This is a genomic window from Pseudoalteromonas maricaloris, assembly GCF_024746855.1.
Classification (GTDB): Bacteria; Pseudomonadota; Gammaproteobacteria; order Enterobacterales; family Alteromonadaceae; genus Pseudoalteromonas; species Pseudoalteromonas maricaloris.
This window is the reverse complement of the sequence record NZ_CP024625.1, coordinates 2,139,954-2,166,313: the sequence shown is the minus strand read 5'-3', so window position 1 is coordinate 2,166,313 and position 26,360 is coordinate 2,139,954. Positions and strand designations below refer to the sequence as shown.

Below are 26,360 nucleotides of genomic sequence, written 5' to 3'. Positions count from 1 at the left end.
CATCTTCATAATTTATAAGTTTATTGGCAAGCCGCTGAATTTACTATTTTGCTAACGAAATTTCAGTGACATGGTTATGCTCACCATCCACTGTCCAGCGGATATTAAAATCATACAAACTCATACCATAGTCCTGCTGTGATGTGCGTTTCTTTTTATAAGCCGGACGAGGGTCTTGCTTCAGTACATTGGTAATGAATTGCTGAAGTTCAGGATAGTTTTTCTGTTTTTCGATAAAAATGATAGCCTCGTCTGAGAAACTAACAGACATCTGTGTTTCTGGCCGAGTATCAGCAAAGCCAGCTGTGGCGTCCACCAGGGCATCTGAATAGGGGAGGTACGGCTTTATATCAATGATTGGTGTACCGTCCAATAAATCTACGCCGGAGAGTAACAGATCCAGCTGACCATTTTTATATTCTACGCCCTCGAACTTTACTGCACTCATGCCAATCCCGTTGGGTCGAAAAGTCGCTCTAGTCGCAAACACGCCCTTGCGCTCATTACCGCCGAGTCTTGGCGGGCGTACAAGCGCAGAGTAGCCTTTATCAGCGGTTTCATGAAAACGAAACAACAACCAAATATGCGTGAACGCTTCAATACCACGAACAAATTCTTCGCGATTGAATTCACCAACAAATCTAAGCTTGGCTTTTGCCTCTGGGACAAGCCTTGGTTGTCTCGGGATAGCGAACTTCTGTTTATAAGGAGATTGGATAAAGCCGATGGGCTCGATAGTGATTTGTTCCACTATGGTCTCTGTTTTAATTAAGATGAGCGAAGTTTACTATTGATCCTGACTTTCACAAAATCCTGCTCGTAATTAGCCCTGTAATGTCATGTAATTCATTTATTCAGATTTTTCGCATAACCTTGTAAATAATGGAATATTGATGGAAGTCGCAACATGAATCGGTATACTTTTTCGCCCCAAAATAGCTTACGTTCGAGTTTACGCACAGATAACGAACAAATTATTGGCACTAGAGCATACGAATACAAGCAATTGGTCGAAGACATAAAACCAATTCAAGGCTTACGAGAAAAATTACAAGCATTTAATCGCCTGAAACGAGGTGAGTAAAAACAATGGAGTTTCATAGAAAGGTTGACCAAAGCTGCCAAGAAGCGCTCTGCAAATCTTCTCCTCTAAAGCCTATTTTGATCCGCGCGATATCGGAGCGCAGAGCAACGTTGCAAGCAATAATAAATGATTTAACAGAAGGAGCGGTAAGTCCAACTAAAATGGATGTACTGCTCAGTCAAGAAGCGGAAAAAGTAAGCTTACAATTATTAAAGGAAGGCAACTTAAGCAAACGCGACGCGCTCGCTGCAAGTGAAAAAGCCATATTTACACTAGCAAGAAATTTGCTTTAGCGCGATTTAACTAGCCAAATCCATTGCCAATATTCCCGAATGATTTTGTATCTTTAGTTCCAGTTTTCATAGGCTCTACAGCCATTACATTATCTAGCTTCCATTAAAGTGCAGGACCAGCAAGGCACGCGTTTTTCAAAGGACGTACGGCTCTTATCTGAGCTAAATTGTAAATAAAAACAAGGTCCCCGTTTTAGGGTCGTTGTCGCGAATATAAAGTCTGTGCTATATTTTAGCTGCTATCAATAACGGACAATTTGATATGGAAAATTTTATTAAATCTACTTTAATGACCTCAGTTCTATTCGCTTCACTCACAACAGACGCATTTGCGCAAAGCGAGCCAAACTTACATTTATCTACAATCGTAAATGCATCGGCTGTTGAAAGAGTTGCTCCTCAGTATCCACGTAATGTTGCGTTAGTCGGCGGGGAAGGCTGGGTTACGCTGAGCTATATCATCAATGAGGATGGTTCAGTGGCGTCTCCGATAGTGGAGGATTCATCTGGACAGAAAGGCTTCGAACGCGCTGCACTGCGAGCAATCAAACGTTGGCAATATTCTCCAGCAACAAAAGATGGTAAGCCGATTAAGCAGTGCAAAAACAGTGTGATGTTTTCATTTAATATGTCAGATGCGGAAGAAGGAGCATCTCGAGGTTTTGTGAGAAGTTATGGCAACATCAATAACCTCCTTGATGAAAGTAAGCTAGTAGAAGCTAAAGAACATATTGATAAACTGGCAAAAAAAGGTCGTTGGAATCGATATGAAGAAGCGTTTTTTAACTTAGCAAAAGCGCGATACTTTCAACTAACAGCTGAACCTAGACAAGAACTTGAGGCGCATAAAGGGATCATCTGGCACGGCAAGGATATCGTTAAACCTGAACTCTACGCCAACGCACTTATCAATGCAATTAAGCTCCAAACCCAGCTGCAGGAATATAAAGGAGCGCTGAAAAACCATAAAAAACTAATGGAATTAGATGGACAAGACACTTACAAGTCGGCAGTTCAACCTGTCATAGATGAAATCGTTGCTTTAATAGCAGATAAGAGCAAGATGCTTGTTATAGCCGCTGAAATCAAAAATGATGATGTCTGGACGCACGCATTGGTCAGACCAAATTTCGCTATCACTGAGGTTTCAGGCGCACTTCATACCCTTGAAGTAAGATGTGATAACCAGTTTTCACAATTTAAATTTGCTGAAAATATGCAGTGGAATATACCGAAAAGTTGGGGTGAGTGTAATGTCTTGGTTTTTGGTGAGCCGAATAGCTCCTTTAAACTGATAGAAGTTCAATCGTAGCTGAACTTCTACACTTCAATTTTTGTTATCAGACTTTTATGTTATTTACTATCGGACAAGGTTTCTTCTAATAGCGATTCAGTCTGGATCGCTATTTCCTTCATTTTCACCGCATAGGCTTCTAATTTTTTCTCCTCTTCGGTTTTCGCTTTAAACTGCGGAATTTGAATTGGATACCCAGCCTGGTCCATAGCGATAAAGCTGATAATACAGTGATTGGTTTCGACAAGTCGCTGCGTTTTTGGATCGCCACAGCGCACCTGAATAAAAATCTGCATGCTGGTGTTCCCGGTATGGGCAATGCGCGCGGAAACTTCAACAATCTGACCCACAAGAATCGGGCGGTGGAAGCGCATGCCCGCTACTGAAACGGTAACGCAGTAGCTACCGCTCCAACCCGCGGCGCAAGCATATCCAGCTTGATCAATCCATTTCATGACCATACCACCGTGTACTTTACCGCCAAAGTTGACGTCGGTGGGCTCTGCTAAAAATCGAAAGGTGACGGATTGTTGTGGCATAGGCTCAGCTCTATTTTTAAAAATATACGCTAAGTATAGGAAAGAAAGGGGCATTTCGCCCCCGCAATTTAGGATTTATTGGTATTACATGTTTGGATAGTTTGGACCACCGGCACCCTCTGGTGTGACCCAGGTTATATTTTGGCTCGGATCTTTAATATCGCAGGTTTTGCAATGAATACAGTTTTGCGAATTGATAACAAACTGCTTCTCACCTTGCTCGTTTTCGTTTACTTCATACACGCCTGCGGGGCAGTAGCGCTGTGCAGGCTCATCAAACTTAGCTAAATTGACTTTGATTGGTATATCAGAATCTTTTAACTGTAAATGACATGGTTGCACTTCTTCATGATTGGTATTCGATAAAAATACGGAAGAAAGTTTGTCAAAACTTAATTTACCATCCGGCTTTGGGTAACTTATAGTTTGCGATTCAGATGCAAGCTTAAGCTGTGCGTGATCCTGATGTTCGTCCTTAATAGTAAATGGTAGCGAACCTGAGAAAATGTTTTGGTCAATCATATTGTAGGCACCACCCATAATACGACCTAACTTATGCATTGCTGGACCAAAGTTACGAGATTGATAAAGCTCATCATAAAGCCAACTTGCCTTAAATTTGTCGGCAAAGCTTACCAAGTCTGACGGAACGCTTTCTTGACCGAGTGCCTCAATGATGGCATCGGCTGCAAGCATACCGGACTTCATTGCTGTATGGTTGCCTTTAATTTTGGCAAAGTTGAGGGTACCTGCGTCACAGCCAATCAGTAAACCACCTGGGAAATGCATTTTAGGTAGGCTGTGAAAGCCACCTTTGGCGATTGCGCGAGCACCATAGGCAATGCGCTCACCACCTTCCAGTACACTCGCAAAGGTGTGGTGATGCTTCATACGCTGAAATTCATCAAATGGACTTAGGTGTGGATTAGTGTAATTTAAGTCGATGATTAACCCGACAACGACTTGATTGTTTTCAGCATGATACATAAATGAACCGCCATGGGTATCATTGTCGAGTGGCCAACCTGTGCCGTGTACAACAAGACCTTCTTTATGCTTGCTTGGGTCTACTTGCCAAATTTCCTTAAAGCCGATCCCATAGTGTTGAGGGGAAGCGTCTTTATCTAGTTTAAATTCAGCTATAAGTTGTTTGCCTAAGTGGCCACGGCAACCTTCAGCAAATACGGTATATTTCGCTCTAAGTTCCATTCCAGGCATATAGCTGTCTTTAGGCTGGCCATCTCTATCTAGGCCCATATCACCGGTAATAATACCTTTAACTTGTTGCTCTTCAACAATTAGAGAGTGGGCGCTAAAGCCTGGGAAAATTTCAACGCCAAGTTGCTCTGCTTGTTCAGCGAGCCAACGGCAAACATTCCCCATGGAAACAATATAGTTGCCGTCATTTTTAAATGTTTTTGGTACCACTAGATGAGGCAGTTTGGTGGCATTGGTTTCATTTTTGAATAAATAAATGTCGTCAGCCGTCACTTTCGTTGTTACGGGAGCGCCCTTTGCAGCCCAATCAGGGATAAGTTCGTCTAGTGCTTTGGTTTCAAATACTGCACCCGACAAGATATGTGCACCTACTTCTGAGCCTTTTTCGACTACACAGATCATTAATTCTTGTTGTTTTTCTTGAGCCTGTTGAGCGAGTCGGATAGCGCAAGACAGGCCCGCAGGACCTGCACCAACTATCACAACATCAAACTCCATGGTTTCACGTTCGACCATTATTAACCTCACACTATTTGACGGTAGATTAACTAAAGAGAGGCTTTAGTTTGATTTTCGTTAAACTAAGGTTATTTGAGGTTGACGTTTACGTCAACAGGAAGTAGTCTGAAACCAATAAAATAATTTGTTGACGTAGACGTCAGCTTAGAGAATAACCAGATGATGGAGTAACCATGAAAGTACTTGTGCCAATCAAACGCGTGATTGATTACAACGTAAAGGCAAGAGTCAAATCTGACAACAGTGATGTTGATTTGAGCAATGTTAAAATGGCGATCAACCCATTTTGTGAAATCGCAGTAGAAGAGGCGGTTCGTTTGAAAGAAGCGGGTACCGCAACGGAAGTTATTGCCGTATCAATTGGCGATAAAGCTTGCCAAGAGCAATTGAGAACGGCGCTTGCACTAGGTGCAGATAAAGCGATCCACATTGAAACAGACGCAAAACTTGAATCTCTACACATTGCAAAACTACTGGCTAAGGTAGTGGAACAAGAAAGTCCGGAACTGGTCATTCTAGGTAAACAGTCTATCGATTCTGATAATAACCAAACAGGACAAATGCTAGCGGCGTTAACTAAGCGTGCTCAGGGCACTTTTGCCTCTAAAGTTGTAGTTGAAGGCGATAAAGTGCAAGTGACGCGTGAAGTTGATGGCGGTTTGCAAACGGTATCGCTATCACTTCCAGCTGTCGTGACAACAGACTTGCGTTTAAATGAACCTCGTTATGCTTCATTGCCAAATATCATGAAAGCTAAGCGTAAACCACTAGACGTAATCGCTGCGGATTCGTTAGGCGTTGATTTAGCTCCTCGTATTGAATTGGTGAAAGTTGAAGAGCCAGCTAAGCGCTCTGGTGGCGTGATGGTTGAGAGCATTGAAGAGTTAGTAAACAAGTTAAAAACAGAAGCAAAGGTGATCTCATGAGCGTATTAGTTATTGCTGAGCATGAAAATGGTGTATTGAAACCTGAAACCGCTAAGGTGGTTGCTGCTGCAACAAAAATCGCAAGCGACATTACCGTATTAGTTGCAGGTCACAACATTGCTGAGGCTGCCAATCACTCTGCACAGATCGCTGGCGTACAAAAGGTGGTTGCTGTTGACGATGCTTCATTCGAACATCAATTGGCAGAAAACACATCTGAGCTAGTTGTTGAATTAGCAAGTGACTTTTCACACATTTTGTTTTCAGCGTCTACCACAGGTAAAAATATCGCGCCACGTGTCGCGGCGTTACTCGACAAATCACAGATCTCAGAAATTATCGATGTGATTGATGCAGACACCTTTAAGCGTCCAATTTATGCGGGTAATGCAATTGCGACTGTAAAATCATTAGACTCACAAAAAGTTATCACTGTGCGTGGATCAGCATTTGATGCCGTAGAGACTCAAGCAGCATGTGACATTGAGGATCGCTCGCAAAGTATTGCCTCTCAAGTGAGTGAGTTTGTGAGCATTGAACAAACTGAATCTGAGCGCCCTGAATTAACTGCCGCACCGGTTGTTATTTCAGGTGGCCGTGGTATGCAAAACGGTGAAAACTTTGCCTTGCTAAATGGTATTGCTGACAAACTAGGGGCCGCAATTGGTGCATCGCGTGCTGCAGTTGACGCGGGCTTTGTGCCTAACGATATGCAGGTGGGCCAAACCGGTAAGATTGTGGCGCCTAACTTATATATTGCAGTTGGGATCAGCGGCGCTATTCAACATCTTGCAGGTATGAAAGATTCTAAGGTCATTGTCGCTATCAACAAAGACCCAGAAGCGCCTATTTTCCAAGTGGCTGATTATGGCCTTGTTGCGGACCTATTTGATGCGTTACCAGAGCTTGAACAGGCACTGTAACGCTTCTTTTTGTAGCTAGCCTACATCAAGAAAAATAATTCTGGTTGTTAAAGCCGTTGTACCTATGGTCGCGGCTTTTTTCATGTCTAGCGGAGGGAATGTGCTAACCGGCTTAAATCACATCACAATCACAGTGTCTAACCTGAAAACATCACTGGATTTTTACTGCGGTTTGCTAGGGTTTGATCTTTGGGTAACTTGGGACAAAGGGGCATATTTAGCGCTTGGTGACGTATGGCTTTGCTTATCTTTAGGTAAGGTATCTCCAAGCTCAGATTACAGTCATATAGCGTTCAATATTGCTGCCGAAGACTTTACAACTTTTTCTAAAACATTATTGGATAATGGAGTCGGCTTATGGCAGCAAAATAGCAGCGAAGGAGACTCGCTCTATATTTATGACCCCGATCATCACAAACTCGAGATCCATAGTGGTAGTTTGCAAAGTCGGTTAAAAAGTTTGCAGCAGCAACCGTATTCAGGCCTCACTTGGTACAAAGCGGTGTGATTCTATTTTCTAGAATGCTTGTATCTTTAATTGCGTATTTTACTTCTGGTTACTGAGCTCCATAATAAAACAAAACATGATGGAGCAAAGTAATGGCAATTCAACTAAATGGCAAAGCACATGACATCGGTGGTCTTTCAGTAAACCGCGTACTTCCGCAGCGTGCGAAACGTATGGTAGGTCCTTTTATCTTTTTTGATCAAATGGGCCCTGGTAACTTCAGTGCTGGTGATGGTATTGATGTAAGGCCGCATCCACATATTGGGCTTGCAACTCTCACTTATTTGTTTGAAGGTAACTTGCTCCATCGTGACTCTCTTGGTAATCAACTTGAGATCCACCCAGGGGATGTAAATTGGATGGTAGCAGGGAGCGGCATTGTACACTCGGAGAGAGAATCGTTTGAAACCAAAGCGCAATCACATACTATTCATGGTTTGCAATGCTGGGTGGCGCTACCGGAAGAAAATGCTGAAGTTGAACCCAGTTTCTCACATATAAACCGTTTTGACTTGCCTACTAGGCAACTAGAAGGGGTGATGGCTAGGGTCATTATCGGCAGTGCGTATGGCTTGCATTCTCCTGTCCCAACATTTTCACCTATGTTTTATGTTGATGTGATGGCAAAAGCTGGCGGACATATTGAAAGGCCTGATCAGACACAAGAAGTTGGCGTATATGTGATTTACGGCGAAGTGGTGGTGTCGAATAAATCATATAGTGCAGGAGCATTTGTATTACTTGAAGACGACGACGCGCAATTACATTTCAATGAGAATAGCAGAGTGGTATTGCTCGGTGGAGAGGCGTTTAAAAAAGTCCCTTATATTGATTGGAACTTTGTTTCTTTTAGTAAATCCCGTATTGAACAAGCGAAGCAAGATTGGCGTGAGGGCAGGTTCGATATGATCCCCGGTGATAAATTGGAGCATATTCCTTTGCCTTAGGGTGACAAAAGTACACCCTAATAGAACATGCTCCCTTTTATCTATTAATAGTCGTAACTAATATGCTGGAAGAAGCGTACGTTGACATCTTGCTTTTCAATATTAACAGGAAGTTGCGCAACAAAGCGTTTAATAGCCGTTTCTACGTGATTCATAAAACGACCATAGCCCATGTCTTTTTTGTCTTTGTCATTGGCAACGATCACAAAGCGAATGGTGTCCACTAGGTTTGCTTCGTTAAATAGCGAGTAAATTTGATTGTCACCGGAGCCAGTATCAAAACTCAGCTTTTGTAGCTCTCGGTTAGTATCGGACTTATCGATTTTGGCGCTTCTGACGATAGGTAAACGGCCATCGGCTACCATTGCTACCATATTGAGTTGTTTATCGGCGCAAGAAGACAGAAATGCATCTTCTAGTGTGCGATAGAATTGTCCGTAATCACCAGGGCGCATTTGGCTTTGGAACTCTGTTTTTATTGCTCGTGACACTGGAATGTTAAAGGTCGCGTAGGTCATTTCACTATATTCTTCTGGTAGCGTGCAGTTTCTGGCTTGATAACGAGGGTAAAGTGCACGCAACTTATAACCATACGACTCTTTGTCACCTTTCGCTTTGGCAAATAGGTCATAGGTTAAATGTTGATGGTCTCTCACTCTAAACTGAGGTTCTAGCGGAGAAAAGCCTTCTTTAAGTGCATCAAGCACCTTTTTCACTTTGTTGTGGAAGGTCGCTGCATTGGCGCGTAATTCATTTCCCGTGGCTAAAAATAATAAGCGGATTTTACGCGCTTGGTATCCGTCATTGAGATAAGTTTGGTGCGCTTCGTGGAACTTAGGATTATAGAAAAACAAAATCTGCTTTTCTGTTTGCATGGTATAGGCTTCGTCATGGTAACGCACCACCGGCAATTTATCGTTCGCAATTACATGTACATTATGCAGCTCATATTCGTCACACAGTGCGAATAGCTGACGAGACAAACGCTCGTAACACGCGCTGCTGGAGTCAAAACATGCATAGAATGCATCATCCGGTTTAAACTCAGCAAGAATATAGTGATTGTTCCTAGCCTTAGTTGATATATAAACACGATTCAAATTCATTGAAGCCATTACTTTTGTCCTTTCCTCGGTAACGTGACTTAAGCAGTGTTTGTGGTATAAACACTGAGATGGCGCAACTATAGGATGAAGTTGTGACGGAAATATTGCGCTAGAACAAAATTTGTCACAAAAATCTGATGAACATTTAACCAAATGAATAAATCCTGATACAGCGCAGATAATTGCTGTAAGTTCGGCTGAGTTTTTGTAATAATGCCGAGGTTAACTAAGAGCATAATTCAGAGGAAAGATTTCCTATGGCGGAAACTGAAAATCGCCCATCAAACTTTATTCGCAACATTATTGATGCGGATCTTGCCAGTGGCAAACATGCGTCTACGCACACACGTTTTCCACCTGAGCCAAATGGCTTTTTACACATTGGCCATGCTAAATCAATTTGCTTAAATTTTGGTATTGCCCAAGATTATCAAGGTAAGTGTAACTTACGTTTTGACGATACCAACCCAGAAAAAGAAGACATCAACTACGTTAAGTCGATCCAACAAGACGTACAGTGGCTAGGGTTCGAATGGGATGGCGAAATTTGCTATTCATCAAATTACTTTGACAAGCTCTATAGCTACGCAGTTGAGCTAATCGAAAATGGCAAAGCGTACGTTTGCTTCCTGTCGCCCGAGCAGGCGCGTGAATATCGCGGTACGCTTACTGAACCTGGCAAAAATAGTCCTTATCGTGACACTTCACCTGAAGAGAACTTAGCCTTATTCGAAAAAATGAGAAATGGCGAGTTTAAAGAAGGGGAATGTGTTCTTCGTGCTAAGATTGACATGGCAAGCTCATTTATGGTGCTTCGCGACCCTATCATCTATCGTGTACGTTTTGCACACCATCATCAAACCGGTGATAAGTGGTGCATCTATCCGATGTATGACTTTACGCACTGTATTTCCGATGCGCTTGAAGGGATCACGCATTCACTTTGTACATTAGAGTTCCAAGATAACCGCCGTTTGTACGACTGGGTGCTAGATAACATCAGCATCGAGTGTCATCCGCAGCAAATCGAGTTTTCTCGTTTAAATCTTGAATACACGGTGATGTCGAAGCGTAAGCTTAATGACTTGGTTGTTAATAACCATGTTGAAGGATGGGATGACCCGCGCATGCCGACAATTGCAGGCCTTCGTCGTCGTGGTTATACACCAGCTGCAATTCGCGAATTTTGTAAGCGCATTGGCGTAACCAAAATGGACAACATGGTTGAAATGGGCATGCTTGAAGCGTGTATCCGTGACGACTTAAACGAAAATGCACCACGCGCAATGGCGGTACTTGACCCGGTTAAGCTAGTCATTGAAAACTTTGATGCCGATAAAGTTGAAATGCTACAAGCGCCTAATCATCCGACATTAGACATGGGAGAGCGTGAGCTACCGTTTACCCGTGAAGTCTACATTGAACAAGAAGATTTCCGCGTAGAAGCGAACAAAAAGTTCAAACGTTTGGTGCTAGGTAAAGAAGTGCGTCTTCGTAATGCTTATGTGATTAAAGCTGAGCGCATTGAAGAAGACGAAAACGGTAATATTACGACAATCTACTGTAGTTACGACCCTGATACTTTGGGTAAAAACCCAGAAGATGGTCGCAAGGTGAAAGGCGTAATTCACTGGGTATCTGCTTCACATTGTATTGAAGCGCCAGTGCGTCAGTATGACCGCCTATTTACCGTGCCAAACCCAGCGGCTGCTGAAGATTTCACGGAAGTGTTAAACCCAGACTCTTTGGTAACCATTGCAAATGCCAAACTTGAGCCAGCACTTGCAAACGCTAAGCCTGAGCAAGGTTATCAGTTTGAGCGTTTAGGTTACTTCTGTCGTGATAACAAGTCAGAAGCGCTAATATTTAACCAAACTGTTGGTCTACGTGATTCGTGGGCTAAGATAGAACAGCAAGGTTAATACTGAATGAGGTCGGCTAATGTCGACCTTTTTTATTGCTTTTTCTACGTATAATTATGTCTGAAAAATCCATCCAACACTTCTATATCAACGAACAGCAGTCCATCTACTTACTGTCTCATCATGATGCAAAAAAGCACCGTCAATGGCTGAATATCTGTAAAAAACAATTGAGCCAACTTGGTTATAAACATGTTGAGGTAATTGGCTCCGGTGCATTTGGCTTCGTATTTGCTGGTACAAGTGATATGGGGAAAGACTGGGTGTTTAAATTTTCTCGGATCACGCTTGCCCAAAGTGTGCGTGATAGGCTTGAAGATGAAGGCTATATGTTGTCGCAAATCGACAACCCGATGGTGCCAAACTTCTATGCCTTCGAGCGAGTAAAAAAGCAAGGCATTTTAATGATGGAGCGTGCCCCTGGTGAAGACTTAGAAAAGATCTCACTCAAAAAGGGCCGTTTTAAAGCGCATGAGTTGGTGAGCCTCGCGCTAAAACTCAGGAATGTGTTGGTTGATTTGCGTGAGCGTCGCAATGGCATGTCTCCTCAGCCCATTGTTCATGGAGATATTAAGCCATCTAATATCGTATGGGATGAAGCTTCCGATGGTTTCTCTTTGGTTGATTGGGGAAGCTCAGTCTATGCTCAGGTGGACGTGCATGGTGAGCCTATCGCCAGCAATATCATGGATTTGATGTCATCTGATGTAAGTACGACTAACGCTCGGATGGGAGATGTGTACTTTATTGGCGATGAGCAAATGTCGGGTGCACAATCTTCTCCTCGCTTCGATGAACAAGGCGTTGCATCGACGATTTATGCACTGGCTAGTGCACAATCATGTCGTTTTGGTGCTCAGGTCATTCCTGCTAGCGCTTTGGGGCTGCCAAAAGTATTTGCGCAAGTGCTGGATGGCATGCTTAGCAAAGACAAAGCAACGAGGGATAGCGCAGGGGATTACTTTGTTCGTAATATGCCAGCAATGGCAAAAATGTATTTACCGGATTTAACGCTGTCAGAGAAAAAGTCCCGCATTCCTTTTTGGACCTACGAAACCACAGTTAAGCCTGAAACGGTCGTCTATAGCTCACGCAAGCAGTTTTTGCGTCGTGCTGACGATAAACACAATCTAAGAGACGTAAACGACGCGCAATTAGATAGATATTATAAAGAGTTTTTGTTTGATACCGGAGATACCGAGAAAGCCTTTTTGGCCTCAATCAGCAGACTGGCAAAATACCCGGTCGTTGGTGGACTCAGTTTTCACTGGAAAGATGCGCAAGTATTTGTTGAGTCGAGTCTTATTTTACATGATGAAACATTAGGCCTTGCATTTAAAGACGCGTTGAACGCCACTGTAATGATTGCGCAGGGGATCAAACAAAAAGGCTTGTTTAAATGCTGTTTGTTCGACGCGCGACAAACTATTCAATTGACTCGTGACGGCACCGGTGCGTTCCAATTTGACCATCTGCCAGAACTAGAGTTTAGCGTTAGCGATATTTCGAGCAATGAAATTACACGCCCGCATTCATACTTTGAAGACGGCAAAGATCCAGACGAGCAACTGCAGCTGCCCAGGCAGATAATTCAATGCGTGTTCGAGTTAAATCAGATCCACCATACAGGTTGCATCATTTTTGAATCGTTGCAAGATAGGATGAAAATTCATTATTACTACCGGCTACTTGATGCTAATAAAGAGGCGCAATTTAAGACGCTATTGACTCGGATCATGCAATATGCGGTTAGTATTCAAGATTATGGCGTAGCAGGGTTTATGAAGCTGCCCTATAAAAATACACGTGAGTTTGCTTTATGCGACCGTCAGCCTGACTTTTTCTTTCCCAAAAACCCTAAAACATTTGTTGTTAACACTTAGGTGTTAGTACCACTTCTGGCCAGTCATTAACTACTAGTTCTTTACACTAATTATAGTGAAAGCAGGAGTGGTAAACATGACAACACAATTTCAAATTAACGCGATTGACTACAAACAATTTAAGCATTTATTTTCTTTAAGTGATGAAGAGCTAACGGCATTACATGCCAAGAAGTTCGTCGTTGACGCTAAACCCGGCTACCCTTGTCGCGTTTCCCTACAAGAAGCCGAGATTGGGGAGGTGGTGTTGTTGTTACATTATCAGCACCATACTACTTTATCGCCATATCGCTCTTCTGGGCCTATCTTTGTGAGGGAAAATGCAGTACTGGCAGAGCCTAAAGTAAATGAAGTGCCAGAAATCTTGCAAACCAGATCACTGTCCATCAGGGCCTACGACAGCTTGGGTGTAATGATTGAGGCGCAAATAGTAAAAGGAATGGAAATTAAAGACTGCCTCCATACCATATTTGATGACCATAAAATCGAATATGTGCATATTCACAATGCAAACCCCGGTTGCTTTAATTGCATCGCGAGCAGAGTATAGGAAAAAGAAGGTGGATCTGCCCAGGCTAAAACCAATCTGCTGAGTCTTTCAGAGTGATGGTGTCAAGTTGAGGCTCTTGCTGATTTATGAAATAGTGACTATACCAATTCAAATGGCGATAACCTAGCTGACGAAGGAAAGTGATGAGCAATCAACTCGCCTGCGATAGCAATGCTATTCGTAAGTCTATAGAAGTGCTGTACAAGCAAGAAAGCCGGAAAATTTACGCCACACTGATCCGCCTTCTAGGTGACTTTGAGTTAGCGGAAGAAGCATTGCAAGACGCGTTTAATGTGGCGTTAAAACATTGGCCTACTCAAGGCATGCCAGAAAACCCAGTCCCTTGGTTAATTTCTACTGGTCGCTTTAAAGCCATTGATGCAATACGTAAACAGCAACGTCAAAGAGAAAAGCTAGAAGTTGCTGCTACTGACTTGGATGGGGTTTCTGACATCGCAGGCCAAGCTCAAGAGCAAAATGCCAATGCAATTGAAGACGACCAATTGCGGCTAATTTTTACTTGCTGCCATCCGGCTATTGATCCAAAAGTACAAGTTGCGCTTACGCTGCGGGAGGTCTGTGGACTAACAACAGAGGAAATTGCCAGTGCATTTTTGGTGTCGAACACAACAATGGCGCAACGAATTGTGCGCGGCAAAGCGAAGATCCGTGATGCCCGTATACCGTTCGAGCTGCCAGACGACACTGACTTTAACAACCGACTTGATGCGGTGCTGACAGTTATCTATCTGGTCTTTAATGAAGGATATTCAGCAACACAAGGCGAACTTGCAATACGCAGTGAGCTGACTTCGGAGGCCATCCGCTTAACTCGTTTACTTTATTCTCTAACGCCAGATCCAGAAGTGGCGGGGTTACTCGCCCTGATGCTCCTGAATGATGCAAGAAAGGCAGCGCGCACCAATGCCTGTGGCGACATTATTTTACTGGAAGATCAAGACCGAAGCCTTTGGAGTAAAGGTATGATTGCAGAAGGTACGCAGTTGGTCGCTGAAATAATGCGCGCCGGTGAATATGGCTTTTACACCATTCAAGCGGCTATCTCTGCGACTCATGCAGTTGCGACAACCGCCGCGGCGACAGATTGGTCACAGATCATTGAATTATATGCTCAGTTACACCAAGTGAGCCCGTCTCCCGTTATTGAGCTCAACCAAGCGGTCGCAATCGCTATGAAAGACGGCCCTGATGCGGGTATTACCATTATAGAGCGGCTATTTGAGCACAAAGAAATGCAAAGGTATCACTTGGCTCATGCGGCTTATGGCGAACTATTATCTCGTGCTGGCAGAACGGCTAGTGCGATTAATGCATTTAAAACTGCTCTCAATTTAACAACGCAATTACCAGAGCAAAGGGTTCTCAAACAAAAGCTTCTCAAGCTCGGTGAAAATTAATTAAAAAAATTTTTCCTTACTTTGTCGATCTCTAAAGAATGCATTCGACTAGAGTGTATAGAGCTCTTTATTTACTAAAACCGCAGGTAACCTTTGGTTATTCAGCTCTATTTAACCTGAGGTTATTTGCAAAAGACAACAGGAGAATTGACGATGAAAGTAATGGTGATTGTAAAAGCAAGTGAAGGGTCTGAAGCAGGGGAGCTACCAACCGCGGAATTAATGGCTGCGATGGGAGAATTCAATAATGCTTTAGTTGATGCTGGAATAATGACTTCTGGTGACGGCTTAAAGCCGAGTAAAGAGGGAGTTCGCGTTCGTTTTAAAGGCGAAGAGCGCATTGTAACTAAAGGGCCTTTTGCAGAGACTAATGAGTTAATTGCGGGTTATTGGGTTTGGGAAGTAACATCAATGGAAGAGGCGCTAGAATGGGTTAAGCGCTGCCCTAATCCCATGAATGAGGAGTCTGATATTGAAGTTCGACCGTTTTATGAAATGGCTGACTTTGCGGATATCGATCCCAGCGGCGAAATCCTCGAAGACGAAGAACAATTAAGACAAAAGATTGCGATGCAAACCGCGCATGTTTGCAATTATTTGTTTTTTGCAGGGCGTACCGAAGAGGCACTTGAATACTATCAACAGCATCTATATGCCAAAGTCGGTCTGCTTATGCGCTTTAACGAAAGTCCAGATCCTATCCCTGATGGTGCGATACCAGAAAACTTTTCAGATAAAGTAATGCACTGTGAGTTTAGTATTGGCGATATGAAGATTTTTGCATCTGACGGCTGTGGTGATGATGCTTCGTTTGCAGGATTTAGCCTGTCTATAACTATTGATTCTGAACAAGAAGCTCACCGGGCATTCAATGCTCTAGCCGATGGTGGCACGGTCAGAATGCCATTACAAGAAACATTTTGGTCCCCCCTTTATGGTCAAGTCGTTGATAAATTCGGTGTTGCGTGGATGGTGATGTTACCTAGTAATACTAACTAACCTTGATCACGGAATAGCTAAGTGAAAGCGAGCAGCAAAAGACGCTCGCTATTCAGATACTAATTAATAAGGAGCTGGACACTCTATGAAATATGTCGCTTTGGTATATTACGATGAACAAGCAATGGAAAAGCTCTCACAAGATGAATGGGACGCACTTAACCGTGAATGCATCACGTGCGGGGAATCATTAAAAGAGCGCGAGCAGATGATTGGGGGTAATGCGTTACTCTCAACCCAAAGTGCGACAACATTGCGGATACGAGCGGGTAAAGTCGATATTACCGATGGCCCATTTGCAGAGACTAAAGAGCAGCTTGCGGGCTTTTATTTACTTGATGTTAAAGACTTAAATGAGGCTATCCAAGCGGCGAGTAAAATTCCGCCTGCACGCTATGGCAGCATTGAAATTCGGCCTGTTCGCGAGTTGCAAGATGAGAACAATGTCAGCTATGAAGCACAAAGACGAGAATAATAGAGGGGTCAAAGATGAGTTATATTGATGGTTTTGTATGCGCCGTACCCACCAATAAGCGCGAAGAATATCAAACGCACGCCAGTAAAGCGGCAAAAGTGTTTAAAAAATTTGGGGCAGAACGCGTTGTCGAGGCATGGGGGGATGATGTTCCTGATGGAACGCTTACCTCTTTTCCACTGGCTGTAAAATGTAAGCCTGATGAAACTGTGGTGTTTTCCTGGATCACTTGGCCTTCAAAAGAAGTCCGTGATGCTGGAATGGCAGAAGTATTTAAAGATCCTATTTGCGATCAAGAAGCTAATCCAATGCCGTTTGATGGCAAAAGGCTTATCTATGGTGGCTTTAAGACCATAGTAGAGTGTTAACCTTAGTTATTAAATTGGGCTGAGTTATCAGTCCAATTGACATGGAGCTGATATATGCCGAACTTTACCATTACCACGTTTGATTGGGTGCCTGAGCTGCCAAGAGGGTATGTCAGGGACATTCGCTTGCGCTGGGCGCTAGAAGAGGCGGGCATACCCTATGATATAGAACTTACCGCTTTCAATGAACGAGAAAATACGCATTATTTACATCAACCATTTGGCCAAGTTCCTTGGCTTAGCCATGAAGATAAGGAAATATTCGAAAGTGGTGCTGGTCTGTTATACATCGCTGAACATAGCGGTGAATTAATATCCACAGAGAATAGGTCATCGGTAATACAGTGGTTATTCGCCGCGCTCAACTCTGTAGAAATGGCAACTCTTCCATGGACAATTTTGAAATTTTCTGGAGATACTTTTGAGAGTGATGGCAGCAAAGCGATAGAGCGATTTTTACATAGTCGCTTGAAACACATGAATGAATATCTTCGGGGAAAAACTTGGTTGGCTGAGCAATTTTCTGTTGCAGACATCGCGATGGCTGATGTACTTCGTTTGGTCGATAGGTTTGATGGGCTAAAACAATATAGCTATTGCCGAAAGTATCTAGAGACTTGCGTTTCTAGAGCTGCTTTTAAAAAAGCATACAAAGATCAGCTGGAATTGTACTCTACGATATAGTGACCATATAAATGGAAGGAGGTGTTTATGCAGCAAATTAAAAAAGCCAGCAATTTGCTGGCTTAATGCTTAAATTGGCGAAAAGGTAGGTTAGTTACCATTTTCCTCAGCGTACTTTTTGCACGCTTCTTTATCTTCGCACTCACCGTATAGATATAGTGAGTGATTTGTTAGCTTGATGCCATTGCTGTTCGCGATTTCTTCTTGGCGTGTTTCAATAACGTCATCTTCAAATTCGACAACTTTGCCACATTTTAAACATACCAAGTGATCATGGTGCGTGCTGCCAGACAGCTCGAAAACAGATTTACCGCCTTCAAAGTGGTGACGTGTTACAATACCAGCATCATCAAATTGGTTTAGTACGCGATATACCGTAGCTAGGCCAATTTCTTCACCTTTGTCTAATAAGATCTTGTACACATCTTCTGCGCTGATGTGTTGATTATCAGGAGACTGAAGGATCTCTAAAATTTTGATGCGTGGAAGCGTTACTTTTAAACCAGCCTTTTTAAGCTCTAAGTTGTGATCAGTCATTAAATCTGTCTCAATCTGTTAGTTATAATTTGTCTTAGGTCAATATTCACGACGCTATACCTAAGAATAACTTGCTCGGGCAGCAAGTGCAAAGCAAATGGAATTAATCTTCCAACTCGCTTAAGCACATTTCATCATATACTTGTGCGCACCATTGTTTAACACGTTGTTCTGTTAGCTCAGGTTGGCGGTCTTCGTCGATCCCAAGGCCAACAAACTTACCGTCTTCAACCACAGCTTTTGATGCTTCAAAGTCATAACCGTCAGTAGACCAGTGACCAACTACAATCGCACCGCGTTCAGTAACAATGTCATTAACCATACCCATCGCATCGAGGAAGTATTCAGCATAATCTTCCTGATCGCCACAACCGAAGATTGCAACTAGCTTGCCTTCAAAATCGACTTCTTCAAGCTCAGGGAAAAAATCATCCCAATCACACTGTGCTTCGCCGTAATACCAAGTTGGAATGCCGAATAGTAGTAAATCGAACTCAGCAATCTCTTCTTTACTGCTTTTAGCAATGTCTTTTACGTCAACGAGCTTTTTACCTAGCTCTTTTTGAATCATTTTAGCAACGTGCTCTGTATTACCAGTATCACTGCCGAAAAAAATACCTACGCTTGCCATTAATTGCTTACCTTCTATCTATTAACCGCTAACTTTTCTTGTAAGATGGTCTCGATGAGTGCACTTCGACTAATGTTTTGCGACTCTGCCATATCACTTAGCGCTTGATACAACTCTGATGAAACCTTAAATTCTACCCTTTTTAGGCCACGAGCACGATCTCTCTTTATTTGATTGCGCTTGTTAACCTTTAACTGCACTTCTCGTGGCAGTGGATTCGTCTTAGGACGTCCGGGACGTTTTTCATTTTCAAATAGGTCGATAGTCGTTCTATCTGTTTCAGCCTTGGCCATTATCCAACACCTGCGCCTTGCCAAAACACTTGGATCAAGCCTTTTGCTATAAATCCAGAGCAACCAAGAAACAACACAAGCCAAACGATATAGCGTCCGAACTTTGGCACGTCACCTTTTTTCAGTACGTCCTGAATCGCCATACCGATGAAAAAGAATATACCAGCTAGCGCAAACCACAGCCCTAGCGTTTCAAATTCATTTATAAATTGACTGACCATCTGAGCTCTACTCAATATTTAAACGGCGGCTACTATAACATAACCTAAATGCATAAATTAAGTTTATAACGGTAAATTCGATTCGTTTTATTGAAGAAAATCAATAATTGAGCGATTTACCGCTTCGGGCTTTTCAGCATGTAGCCAATGGCCCGCACCTTGTATTATTTTTGCTCGCGCATTTGGGAAAAAACGAGCGATGGCATCCCTATGCTCAGGCAGGATGTAGTCAGAATTATTCCCTTTAATGAACAAAGTATCGCACAAACAGGAATGAGTTTCATTAATATTTGATGTGATTGTATCGTATTTTTCAGTAATTACATCTAAATTGAAACGCCAAGCAAGTTTGCCTTCTTCATTTTTTGCTAAACTTTTGAGCAAAAACTGACGCACGCCGACGGTTTCAATATACTGCGACATAATGGTATCTGCTTCACTACGACTTGATACATCACTTTTTTGCACTTCGTTCAGCGCAGCAATTATTGCATCATGTCTTGAGTGATAGTCAACAGGTGCAATATCTAATACGACAAGTTTGTTGATGCTTTCTGGGAATAACTGGGCGAATTGCATTGCCACTTTACCACCCATCGAGTGACCAACGAGGTTTATTTTATCCAGTTTTAACTCATCCATTAGTGCTTTGACGTCATTTGCCATTATTGGATAGGACATTTGCTCATCATGAAAAGAGCGACCGTGATTTCTCAAATCGACGTTAATCACATTGAAATGTTCAGCAAGTGCTTTTGCCACCACATTTACATTTTCCAAAGAACCAAATAGTCCGTGCATAACAAATACACTAGGTTTGGCTTGGTCGCCAATTTGTTGATAGTTTAACTGCATAAATCCTCCAAATTTGGCGCTAATTGTGACATTGAAGAGTAAAAATGCAAAGCCATAGAGTAATAAGTTAAATTTGGATATACTAAGTGACAATTGAAATGAGTTGCTCCTAATTAGCATAGATGACAGGAAACGCATGAAAAAGATAGAAATAGATGACGAGCTATATCAATACATTGCAAGTAACACACAAAGTATTGGAGAAAGTGCTTCTGAGATTTTACGTCGTTTATTAAAACTTACTCCTGGGACAGAATCTAAACCCGTCGCACAGCAGGAAGAAAAACAAGTACAAGAAATTGCAGCTGAGTCACAAACAAAAACACCAAGCCAACCTGTAAAGCCAGCAGCGAATGTCTTTAATATTCTAAATAAAGAAGAGCTCGCCATGCAAAAAGGTGTAGTCGGGCGCTTTTTGTTTATCCTATCGGCGCTCCATCGTACACATAAATCCGAATTTAATAGTGTGCTTGAAATTAAGGGCCGCGATAGAATTTACTTCGCTACGAGTAAAAATGCGCTACTCGAAAGTGGTAGCAGTATGAACCCGAAAAATATTGCAGACAGTGAATATTGGGTGATGACAAATTCAAATACGACTAGAAAGAAAATGATGCTTCATGAAGTAGCTAAGGTGTTAGGTTACACAGATGAAGCTGCCGAGAAAATTAGAGACTACCTATAAGTAAGGAAATCTTATGGCGATCCATCCGCAAGCTGGCAAAAAGGTATCGAAAGAATTATTGGTAAATGTACCTAAGCTGGTTTCATCGTACTATTTAAATGAGCCTGACTTAGAAGCGCACCCAGAGCATTGTGTCGCCTTTGGCACAAGTGGCCACCGAGGTTGCTCACTCAATTTTAAGTTCAATGAGTCGCATATTCTGGCTATTACTCAAGCGATTTGCGATTACCGTAAAAACAACAATATTTACGGTCCGCTTTTTCTTGGTAAAGACACCCATGCGTTGTCGGAAGCCGCTTTCAACTCGGCTATTGAGGTCTTGGTTGCCAACGAAGTACAAGTTATCACACAAGAAAATGATGACTACACACCAACCCCTGTGATCAGCCACGCGATTGTCTCGCACAATTTAAACAATCCACACGAGCTTGCAGATGGCATTGTGGTGACGCCATCACATAACCCGCCAGAAGATGGCGGGTTCAAATATAACCCACCAAATGGTGGACCGGCCGATACCGATGTCACCAAATGGATTGAAGATAGAGCCAATCAGCTACTACTCGAAGATTTGGTTGAAGTTGAGTTATTCCCGTTTGCGAAAGCGAGAAGATCTGGATTTATCAAGTATGAAGATCTGATCACACCATACGTTCAAGACTTGGGTAATATAATTGATATGGAAGCCATTGCTCGAGCCGGAGTTAATATTGGTGTGGATCCTCTTGGTGGTTCAGGTGTTAATTTCTGGCCTGTGATCGCCAAACACTACGACTTGAAGCTAACGGTTGTAAATGACGTCGTCGACCCAAGTTTTGCCTTTATGCCACTTGATAAAGACGGCAAGGTGCGCATGGACTGTTCATCACCTTATGCAATGGCTAATTTGATAGCACTGAAAGATGACTACGATATCGGTATTGGTAATGACCCAGACTTCGACAGACATGGCATTGTCTCACCTGATGGCCTGATGAATCCTAATCACTTTTTAGCGGTTGCAATTGACTACCTCATTAAACACCGAGGCTGGAAGAGCTCAGTAAAAATCGGTAAAACATTGGTATCTAGTGCCATGATTGACAAAGTGTGTGGTGCAAATGGTCGAGAAGTTTACGAAGTGCCAGTTGGCTTTAAATGGTTTGTAGACGGGTTAGCAGCTGGAGAGCTCGCATTTGGCGGTGAAGAGAGTGCTGGCGCAGCATTTTTAAGAAAAGACGGCACCACATGGTGTACAGACAAAGACGGCTTTATCATGGGGTTACTTGCCGCTGAGATCCTAGCTGTTACGGGTAAATCGCCATCTCAGCATTACCAAGCATTTGAACAAGCATTTGGTGCGCCTGTATACAAACGTATCGATGCACCCGCAAATACTGAGCAAAAAGCAAAGCTCAAGGCATTGAGCGCGGACAATATCAAGGCGGACACCCTAGCAGGTGATAAAATTACTCAGATATTAACCAATGCCCCTGGTAACGGCGCGGCTATTGGTGGCCTTAAAGTCGTTACCGAAAATGGTTGGTTTGCGGCGCGCCCATCGGGCACTGAAGATATCTACAAAATTTATCTTGAATCATTTAAAGGTGAAGCGCATTTAGCTGAACTTGAACATGAGGCAAAGACATTGGTTGACTCAGTGATTAGTTAACAAAAAGCTTCTAAAAGCCATACTCCTCGTATGGCTTTTTTGTATCCCAATGCGGGTTATACCAATTAGTCTTAATACTTGCTCAATTTGAAGGAGTAAATCTGACGCTAACTGCGTTAAAAATTTCTTATTTAGAACAACTAAATAGCAAAATTTTAGCCTTGTTATCGACAAGATTTTCTCGCCTCAAAATAGATCACTTAATTAAGATAATTGGTATTACTCAACAACATCAATTTGGAATTATGACGTACTTAGCAGAATTAAAACAAAGCGGTGACTTTCTTACTATCACAAGAAATAACGAATTTACACTCGAACCCGTAAACTTCACTTTAGACAACGGTACCTTGGTTGAAGTCCATGATACTGGTGTGATCCAGTTTACGCCCGCGGGTGAAACAACGAAAGATATTGTGCTATCGAGCGCTGTGCACGGTAATGAAACCGCGCCAATTGAAATATGTGATGAGCTTATCCAACATATTATTACTGGCAAATTGGCATTGGCGCAGCGCGTGTTGTTTATTTTTGGCAACCCGAAATCCATTAATATTGGCCAGCGTTTTGTCGATGAAAATCTAAACCGCCTATTTAACGGTGCACATAATCAAGAAACAGATAACCCCGAAAAGGTGCGAGCACAAAAACTAGAGGGTTACGTTAGGAGATTTTTTGAACAGGGCGGTGACGAGCGCTATCGTTGTCACTATGACCTTCACACTGCTATTCGAGGGTCTAAAAATGAGAAGTTTGCAGTTTATCCGTTTTTACATGGTAAGCCGTGGAAGAAATCACAGCTACAGTTTTTATTGTCATGCGGTGTTAATACCGTATTAATGATGCGCTCTGCGGCGACAACATTTAGTTACTTTTCTTCTTACCAGTTTGGGGCCGATGCTTTCACTATCGAACTTGGGCAGGTGAAGCCATTTGGTGAGAATAACATGGCGAGCTTTGCAAAAACCAAGGAAACGCTAAAAGCATTAATTAGCCAAGGAAAGGTAGAATATAAAGAATTTAATGCAGATGAGTTCGAGCTATTTACCGTTCATCGTACTATCAATCGTACTCAAGCCGAATTTTCTTTTCCATTCCCTGATTCTGCAGAGAATTTTACAGGCTTTTCGAAAGGTGAATTACTAGCGACGGACGGAGATAAGCAGTATTTCGCTGAGGTTGAGGGAGAAGCTATTATCTTCCCAAATGCCAATGTTGCTTTGGGGCAACGTGCATTGCTAACCGTTGTACCGTTAGAGGTTGATGAAAACTTTATATAAATCACAGATGTAAAATCCTACTTGCCTTCGTATCAAAATCTTTCCAAAAACATTGATGCATTTTCACGGTTATTCATCTAGGATTAGTTGAATAACCGTTTACGTTAACGTAAAGTTGAAACGCTTTAATTTAATTTACTTACTTAAATCGCAAATATTATTCAGTCTTTGATAAGTTGTTAGACCAGTTATTCATACTAACCACGAATGTGATCAAGACCAATTAACACAATCATAAATGCGAGGTGAGTTAAGACTCTTTTCGTCTTACGCAATCTGAAACCAGATCTCGTATGAGAAAGTCGGGTTTGAACTCCGTAAGTTTGTTATGACAACAAGAGAAGGTAGGTTATGACTAACCCCAATAATATATCCTTAAATATCAGCCACGCGCTGGAATTTATAGATGGTCATGCACTCAATATCCCTACATTAAAGATTTTAAGTGACCAAGGCGATGTTTTAGACGGTGCAACAGCACCAGATATTGATAAAGAAACGGCATTAAGAATTTACTCTACAATGCGGTTTATTCGTTTACTTGACGAGCGTATGCAAGGTGCTCAGCGTCAAGGACGTATTAGCTTCTACATGCAATGTCTTGGCGAAGAAGCCGCTGTTACGGCAAGTGCTGCAGCGCTAAAAGAAGATGACATGATCATGGCTCAGTACCGTGAGCAAGCCGCAATTCACTATCGTGGTTTTTCGCTTGAGCAGTTCATGAATCAGTTGTTCTCGAATGAGAAGGACTTAGGCAAAGGCCGCCAAATGCCTGTGCATTATGGTTCTAAAGAATTACATTACCTGACTATTTCGTCGCCGCTAGGAACGCAAATTCCTCAAGCAACGGGCTATGCGTACGGCCAAAAGTTAAAACACATTGATAAAGAAACCGGCGAGCTAACGTCTGAAATCGATAACGTCACGATTTGCTATTTTGGCGAAGGTGCTGCGTCAGAAGGTGACTTCCACGCTGGTCTAAACATGGCAGCAGTACATGGTTCACCAGTTATCTTCTATGCACGTAATAACGGTTATGCGATTTCAACACCTGCGGATGAACAGTTCAAAGGTGATGGTATTGCCGCTCGCGGTGTTGGCTATGGTATAAAAACTATCCGTGTGGATGGTGCCGATGCGCTTGCCGTTTACGCCGCGACACAAGCTGCGCGTAAAATTGCAGTTGAAAACGGTGAGCCTGTGATGATTGAATCTATTGCATACCGATTGGGTGCGCACTCTACTTCTGATGATCCGTCTGGTTACCGTACTAAAGACGAAGAAGCTGAATTTAAAAATAGTTGCCCGGTAAATCGATTTAAGCAATGGCTTCTAAAACAAGGTTGGCTGGATGAAGCCCAAGATGATGCGGAAAAAGAAAAAATCCGTGAAGATATCTTGGCTGCATTGAAGGTTGCAGAGAAAGTACAGAAGCCTGCATTAGAAGATCTGGTCTCAGATGTTTATGACACGCCAATTCCATCGCTGCAGAAGCAATATGATGAATTGAAAGCGCATATTAAAGCTTATCCAGACGCATACCCAGTCACAGCAGGGAGAATTAAATAATGGCTAAAATGAACATGCTACACGCCATTAATTCGGCGCTAGATATCACGATGGCGGAGCATCCGCAGGCTTGTATTTTTGGTGAAGATGTTGGCTACTTTGGTGGTGTATTCCGTGCAACGTCAGGCCTTCAAGAAAAATACGGAAAACATCGTGTTTTTAATACACCATTGACTGAACAAGGTATTTTGGGTTTTGCCAATGGTCTTGCTGCGTTTGGTGCCCCTGCGCTTGCTGAAATTCAATTTGCGGATTATATCTTCCCGGCATTTGACCAAATCGTGAACGAGTCGGCCAAGTTCCGTTATCGCTCAGGTAATGAGTTTGATGTGGGTAACTTAACAATTCGTACGCCATACGGTGGTGGTATCGCAGGTGGTCTATATCATTCACAATCGCCAGAAGCTTACTTTGCGCATACACCTGGTCTTAAAATTGTAGTACCGCGTAACCCGTATCAAGCAAAAGGCCTACTGCGTGCTGCCATTAAAGACGATAACCCGGTTATTTTCTTTGAACCTAAGCGCTTGTATCGCGCTTCTGTTGGTGAAGTGCCAGAAGAAGATTACAGCATCGAGCTTGGTAAAGCCGAAGTGATTAAAGAAGGTACTGACATAACGCTATTGGCTTGGGGCGCGCAGATGGAAATCATCGAACAAGCGGCGCAAAAAGCTGAAGAAGCGGGTATTAGCTGTGAAATAATCGACTTAAGAAGCATTCTTCCTTGGGATATGGACACGGTAGCCAAGTCCGTGGTTAAAACAGGTCGTTTGGTCGTGAGCCACGAAGCGCCAATCACAAATGGTTTTGGTGCTGAGATTGCAGCAACCATACAAAAAGAGTGTTTCCTGCATTTAGAATCTCCAATTGAGCGAGTTTGTGGATTAGACACGCCATACCCTCTAGCACTTGAAAAAGAGTATGTGCCAGATGCACTGAAAGTGTTCGCCGCTATCAAACGTTCTATGGAATTTTAAGGATA

At 42.7% G+C, this 26,360-nt stretch carries 29 protein-coding genes; 20 read left to right on the top strand and 9 right to left on the bottom strand.

All coding sequences use genetic code 11. The features are described 5' to 3' along the window. Positions 1-43 precede the first annotated feature (43 nt). The gene (gene tsaA, locus CTT31_RS09370) at positions 44-751 is read right to left on the bottom strand and encodes a tRNA (N6-threonylcarbamoyladenosine(37)-N6)-methyltransferase TrmO (RefSeq protein ID WP_260491147.1); all 708 of its coding nucleotides are present in this window, start codon (positions 749-751) and stop codon (positions 44-46) included. Between the two features lie 156 nt (positions 752-907). On the opposite strand from tsaA, the gene CTT31_RS09365 reads away from it, so the two are divergent. The 3 genes from CTT31_RS09365 (at position 908) to CTT31_RS09355 (ending at position 2,689) form a co-directional block, all read left to right on the top strand. Further along, positions 908-1,084, top strand: a complete 177-nt coding sequence (locus CTT31_RS09365; protein ID WP_211857598.1) for a hypothetical protein — start codon at positions 908-910, stop codon at positions 1,082-1,084. 5 nt (positions 1,085-1,089) lie between these two features. Further along, positions 1,090-1,377, top strand: a complete 288-nt coding sequence (locus tag CTT31_RS09360; RefSeq protein WP_211857597.1) for a hypothetical protein — start codon at positions 1,090-1,092, stop codon at positions 1,375-1,377. A gap of 262 nt (positions 1,378-1,639) precedes the next feature. Continuing rightward, positions 1,640-2,689: an energy transducer TonB gene (locus tag CTT31_RS09355; protein WP_260491146.1), complete on the top strand. Its 1,050-nt coding sequence runs from the start codon at positions 1,640-1,642 to the stop codon at positions 2,687-2,689. A gap of 41 nt (positions 2,690-2,730) precedes the next feature. On the opposite strand, the gene CTT31_RS09350 is transcribed toward CTT31_RS09355, so the two are convergent. Both CTT31_RS09350 and CTT31_RS09345 read right to left on the bottom strand, forming a co-directional pair. Beyond that, complete coding sequence (locus tag CTT31_RS09350; protein WP_010372647.1) at positions 2,731-3,210, bottom strand: acyl-CoA thioesterase; 480 nt, start codon at positions 3,208-3,210, stop codon at positions 2,731-2,733. 84 nt (positions 3,211-3,294) lie between these two features. Then, complete coding sequence (locus CTT31_RS09345) at positions 3,295-4,944, bottom strand: electron transfer flavoprotein-ubiquinone oxidoreductase (RefSeq protein ID WP_211857594.1); 1,650 nt, start codon at positions 4,942-4,944, stop codon at positions 3,295-3,297. A gap of 176 nt (positions 4,945-5,120) precedes the next feature. On the opposite strand from CTT31_RS09345, the gene CTT31_RS09340 reads away from it, so the two are divergent. The 4 genes from CTT31_RS09340 to CTT31_RS09325 all read left to right on the top strand — a co-directional run bounded on the left by CTT31_RS09340 (position 5,121) and on the right by CTT31_RS09325 (position 8,251). Then, positions 5,121-5,873 carry an electron transfer flavoprotein subunit beta/FixA family protein gene (locus CTT31_RS09340; RefSeq protein WP_211857593.1) on the top strand — a complete coding sequence of 251 codons (753 nt, stop codon included), beginning with the start codon at positions 5,121-5,123 and terminating at the stop codon, positions 5,871-5,873. After that, complete coding sequence (locus CTT31_RS09335; protein ID WP_045990058.1) at positions 5,870-6,796, top strand: electron transfer flavoprotein subunit alpha/FixB family protein; 927 nt, start codon at positions 5,870-5,872, stop codon at positions 6,794-6,796. Before CTT31_RS09340 ends, CTT31_RS09335 begins: the two co-directional genes overlap by 4 nt. Before the next feature lie 100 nt (positions 6,797-6,896). Continuing rightward, positions 6,897-7,304 (top strand): fosfomycin resistance glutathione transferase, encoded by a 408-nt coding sequence (gene fos / locus CTT31_RS09330; protein ID WP_260491145.1) that lies wholly within the window; start codon positions 6,897-6,899, stop codon positions 7,302-7,304. A gap of 92 nt (positions 7,305-7,396) precedes the next feature. After that, positions 7,397-8,251, top strand: a complete 855-nt coding sequence (locus tag CTT31_RS09325) for a pirin family protein (RefSeq protein WP_069020682.1) — start codon at positions 7,397-7,399, stop codon at positions 8,249-8,251. A 44-nt stretch (positions 8,252-8,295) separates the two neighbouring features. Here CTT31_RS09325 and CTT31_RS09320 read toward each other — a convergent pair whose 3' ends face one another. Next, entirely contained in the window at positions 8,296-9,366 is a 1,071-nt protein-coding gene (locus CTT31_RS09320; RefSeq protein ID WP_260491144.1) for a DUF3083 family protein, read from the bottom strand. 248 nt (positions 9,367-9,614) lie between these two features. Between CTT31_RS09320 and glnS the strand changes: the two genes are divergently transcribed. The 8 genes from glnS (at position 9,615) to CTT31_RS09280 (ending at position 17,656) form a co-directional block, all read left to right on the top strand. Next, positions 9,615-11,279, top strand: coding sequence for a glutamine--tRNA ligase (gene glnS / locus CTT31_RS09315; protein ID WP_211857585.1), 1,665 nt, complete (start codon positions 9,615-9,617; stop codon positions 11,277-11,279). A gap of 56 nt (positions 11,280-11,335) precedes the next feature. Then, complete coding sequence (locus tag CTT31_RS09310; RefSeq protein WP_260491143.1) at positions 11,336-13,162, top strand: protein kinase domain-containing protein; 1,827 nt, start codon at positions 11,336-11,338, stop codon at positions 13,160-13,162. 76 nt (positions 13,163-13,238) lie between these two features. After that, entirely contained in the window at positions 13,239-13,712 is a 474-nt protein-coding gene (locus CTT31_RS09305; protein ID WP_211857581.1) for a DUF1203 domain-containing protein, read from the top strand. A 143-nt stretch (positions 13,713-13,855) separates the two neighbouring features. Next, positions 13,856-15,130 (top strand): RNA polymerase sigma factor, encoded by a 1,275-nt coding sequence (locus CTT31_RS09300; protein ID WP_260491142.1) that lies wholly within the window; start codon positions 13,856-13,858, stop codon positions 15,128-15,130. A 153-nt stretch (positions 15,131-15,283) separates the two neighbouring features. Continuing rightward, complete coding sequence (locus CTT31_RS09295; protein ID WP_045990053.1) at positions 15,284-16,129, top strand: YciI family protein; 846 nt, start codon at positions 15,284-15,286, stop codon at positions 16,127-16,129. Positions 16,130-16,214: 85 nt separating this feature from the next. Beyond that, positions 16,215-16,604, top strand: a complete 390-nt coding sequence (locus CTT31_RS09290) for a YciI family protein (protein ID WP_039495945.1) — start codon at positions 16,215-16,217, stop codon at positions 16,602-16,604. Positions 16,605-16,618: 14 nt separating this feature from the next. After that, a complete protein-coding gene (locus CTT31_RS09285) occupies positions 16,619-16,972 on the top strand; it encodes a DUF1428 domain-containing protein (RefSeq protein ID WP_211857575.1) in 354 nt (117 codons plus the stop codon). Between the two features lie 54 nt (positions 16,973-17,026). Further along, entirely contained in the window at positions 17,027-17,656 is a 630-nt protein-coding gene (locus tag CTT31_RS09280; protein ID WP_260491141.1) for a glutathione S-transferase family protein, read from the top strand. A gap of 90 nt (positions 17,657-17,746) precedes the next feature. Here the strand turns inward: CTT31_RS09280 and fur are convergent, their stop codons facing one another. The 5 genes from fur to CTT31_RS09255 form a co-directional block, all read right to left on the bottom strand. Then, positions 17,747-18,193: a ferric iron uptake transcriptional regulator gene (fur, locus tag CTT31_RS09275; protein WP_010372691.1), complete on the bottom strand. Its 447-nt coding sequence runs from the start codon at positions 18,191-18,193 to the stop codon at positions 17,747-17,749. A gap of 103 nt (positions 18,194-18,296) precedes the next feature. Continuing rightward, positions 18,297-18,824: a flavodoxin FldA gene (gene fldA / locus CTT31_RS09270; RefSeq protein ID WP_010604714.1), complete on the bottom strand. Its 528-nt coding sequence runs from the start codon at positions 18,822-18,824 to the stop codon at positions 18,297-18,299. 14 nt (positions 18,825-18,838) lie between these two features. Then, complete coding sequence (gene ybfE / locus CTT31_RS09265) at positions 18,839-19,117, bottom strand: LexA regulated protein (protein WP_010372698.1); 279 nt, start codon at positions 19,115-19,117, stop codon at positions 18,839-18,841. Then, positions 19,117-19,338: a DUF2788 domain-containing protein gene (locus tag CTT31_RS09260; protein WP_010372701.1), complete on the bottom strand. Its 222-nt coding sequence runs from the start codon at positions 19,336-19,338 to the stop codon at positions 19,117-19,119. The genes ybfE and CTT31_RS09260 overlap by 1 nt, the downstream gene beginning before the upstream one ends. Before the next feature lie 87 nt (positions 19,339-19,425). Continuing rightward, entirely contained in the window at positions 19,426-20,193 is a 768-nt protein-coding gene (locus tag CTT31_RS09255) for an alpha/beta fold hydrolase (protein WP_039495940.1), read from the bottom strand. 136 nt (positions 20,194-20,329) lie between these two features. Here CTT31_RS09255 and seqA point away from each other — a divergent pair, with 136 nt between their 5' ends. The 5 genes from seqA (at position 20,330) to CTT31_RS09230 (ending at position 26,355) form a co-directional block, all read left to right on the top strand. Continuing rightward, complete coding sequence (gene seqA, locus CTT31_RS09250) at positions 20,330-20,878, top strand: replication initiation negative regulator SeqA (protein WP_039495937.1); 549 nt, start codon at positions 20,330-20,332, stop codon at positions 20,876-20,878. Positions 20,879-20,891: 13 nt separating this feature from the next. Next, positions 20,892-22,529 carry a phosphoglucomutase (alpha-D-glucose-1,6-bisphosphate-dependent) gene (gene pgm, locus CTT31_RS09245; RefSeq protein ID WP_211857572.1) on the top strand — a complete coding sequence of 546 codons (1,638 nt, stop codon included), beginning with the start codon at positions 20,892-20,894 and terminating at the stop codon, positions 22,527-22,529. 245 nt (positions 22,530-22,774) lie between these two features. Continuing rightward, positions 22,775-23,809, top strand: a complete 1,035-nt coding sequence (gene astE / locus CTT31_RS09240; RefSeq protein ID WP_211857571.1) for a succinylglutamate desuccinylase — start codon at positions 22,775-22,777, stop codon at positions 23,807-23,809. A 351-nt stretch (positions 23,810-24,160) separates the two neighbouring features. Beyond that, positions 24,161-25,378, top strand: coding sequence for a thiamine pyrophosphate-dependent dehydrogenase E1 component subunit alpha (locus CTT31_RS09235; RefSeq protein ID WP_010372716.1), 1,218 nt, complete (start codon positions 24,161-24,163; stop codon positions 25,376-25,378). Next, a complete protein-coding gene (locus tag CTT31_RS09230; protein WP_010604720.1) occupies positions 25,378-26,355 on the top strand; it encodes an alpha-ketoacid dehydrogenase subunit beta in 978 nt (325 codons plus the stop codon). The genes CTT31_RS09235 and CTT31_RS09230 overlap by 1 nt, the downstream gene beginning before the upstream one ends. The last annotated feature ends 5 nt before the right edge of the window (positions 26,356-26,360 follow it).

Bases quoted from the DNA above. Each gene is read 5' to 3' on its own strand.
- CTT31_RS09350 (WP_010372647.1), bottom strand. From the start codon at position 3,210: ATGCCACAACAATCCGTCACCTTTCGATTTTTAGCAGAGCCCACCGAC.
- CTT31_RS09325 (WP_069020682.1), top strand. From the start codon at position 7,397: ATGGCAATTCAACTAAATGGCAAAGCACATGACATCGGTGGTCTTTCA.
- seqA (WP_039495937.1), top strand. From the start codon at position 20,330: ATGAAAAAGATAGAAATAGATGACGAGCTATATCAATACATTGCAAGT.
- glnS (WP_211857585.1), top strand. From the start codon at position 9,615: ATGGCGGAAACTGAAAATCGCCCATCAAACTTTATTCGCAACATTATT.
- CTT31_RS09345 (WP_211857594.1), bottom strand. From the start codon at position 4,944: ATGGTCGAACGTGAAACCATGGAGTTTGATGTTGTGATAGTTGGTGCA.
- CTT31_RS09285 (WP_211857575.1), top strand. From the start codon at position 16,619: ATGAGTTATATTGATGGTTTTGTATGCGCCGTACCCACCAATAAGCGC.
- CTT31_RS09305 (WP_211857581.1), top strand. From the start codon at position 13,239: ATGACAACACAATTTCAAATTAACGCGATTGACTACAAACAATTTAAG.
- CTT31_RS09310 (WP_260491143.1), top strand. From the start codon at position 11,336: ATGTCTGAAAAATCCATCCAACACTTCTATATCAACGAACAGCAGTCC.
- fur (WP_010372691.1), bottom strand. From the start codon at position 18,193: ATGACTGATCACAACTTAGAGCTTAAAAAGGCTGGTTTAAAAGTAACG.
- CTT31_RS09260 (WP_010372701.1), bottom strand. From the start codon at position 19,338: ATGGTCAGTCAATTTATAAATGAATTTGAAACGCTAGGGCTGTGGTTT.
- CTT31_RS09295 (WP_045990053.1), top strand. From the start codon at position 15,284: ATGAAAGTAATGGTGATTGTAAAAGCAAGTGAAGGGTCTGAAGCAGGG.
- CTT31_RS09280 (WP_260491141.1), top strand. From the start codon at position 17,027: ATGCCGAACTTTACCATTACCACGTTTGATTGGGTGCCTGAGCTGCCA.
- CTT31_RS09255 (WP_039495940.1), bottom strand. From the start codon at position 20,193: ATGCAGTTAAACTATCAACAAATTGGCGACCAAGCCAAACCTAGTGTA.
- CTT31_RS09360 (WP_211857597.1), top strand. From the start codon at position 1,090: ATGGAGTTTCATAGAAAGGTTGACCAAAGCTGCCAAGAAGCGCTCTGC.
- CTT31_RS09355 (WP_260491146.1), top strand. From the start codon at position 1,640: ATGGAAAATTTTATTAAATCTACTTTAATGACCTCAGTTCTATTCGCT.
- CTT31_RS09320 (WP_260491144.1), bottom strand. From the start codon at position 9,366: ATGGCTTCAATGAATTTGAATCGTGTTTATATATCAACTAAGGCTAGG.
- CTT31_RS09340 (WP_211857593.1), top strand. From the start codon at position 5,121: ATGAAAGTACTTGTGCCAATCAAACGCGTGATTGATTACAACGTAAAG.
- ybfE (WP_010372698.1), bottom strand. From the start codon at position 19,117: ATGGCCAAGGCTGAAACAGATAGAACGACTATCGACCTATTTGAAAAT.
- CTT31_RS09230 (WP_010604720.1), top strand. From the start codon at position 25,378: ATGGCTAAAATGAACATGCTACACGCCATTAATTCGGCGCTAGATATC.
- CTT31_RS09300 (WP_260491142.1), top strand. From the start codon at position 13,856: ATGAGCAATCAACTCGCCTGCGATAGCAATGCTATTCGTAAGTCTATA.
- astE (WP_211857571.1), top strand. From the start codon at position 22,775: ATGACGTACTTAGCAGAATTAAAACAAAGCGGTGACTTTCTTACTATC.
- pgm (WP_211857572.1), top strand. From the start codon at position 20,892: ATGGCGATCCATCCGCAAGCTGGCAAAAAGGTATCGAAAGAATTATTG.
- CTT31_RS09335 (WP_045990058.1), top strand. From the start codon at position 5,870: ATGAGCGTATTAGTTATTGCTGAGCATGAAAATGGTGTATTGAAACCT.
- CTT31_RS09235 (WP_010372716.1), top strand. From the start codon at position 24,161: ATGACTAACCCCAATAATATATCCTTAAATATCAGCCACGCGCTGGAA.
- CTT31_RS09365 (WP_211857598.1), top strand. From the start codon at position 908: ATGAATCGGTATACTTTTTCGCCCCAAAATAGCTTACGTTCGAGTTTA.
- CTT31_RS09290 (WP_039495945.1), top strand. From the start codon at position 16,215: ATGAAATATGTCGCTTTGGTATATTACGATGAACAAGCAATGGAAAAG.
- fldA (WP_010604714.1), bottom strand. From the start codon at position 18,824: ATGGCAAGCGTAGGTATTTTTTTCGGCAGTGATACTGGTAATACAGAG.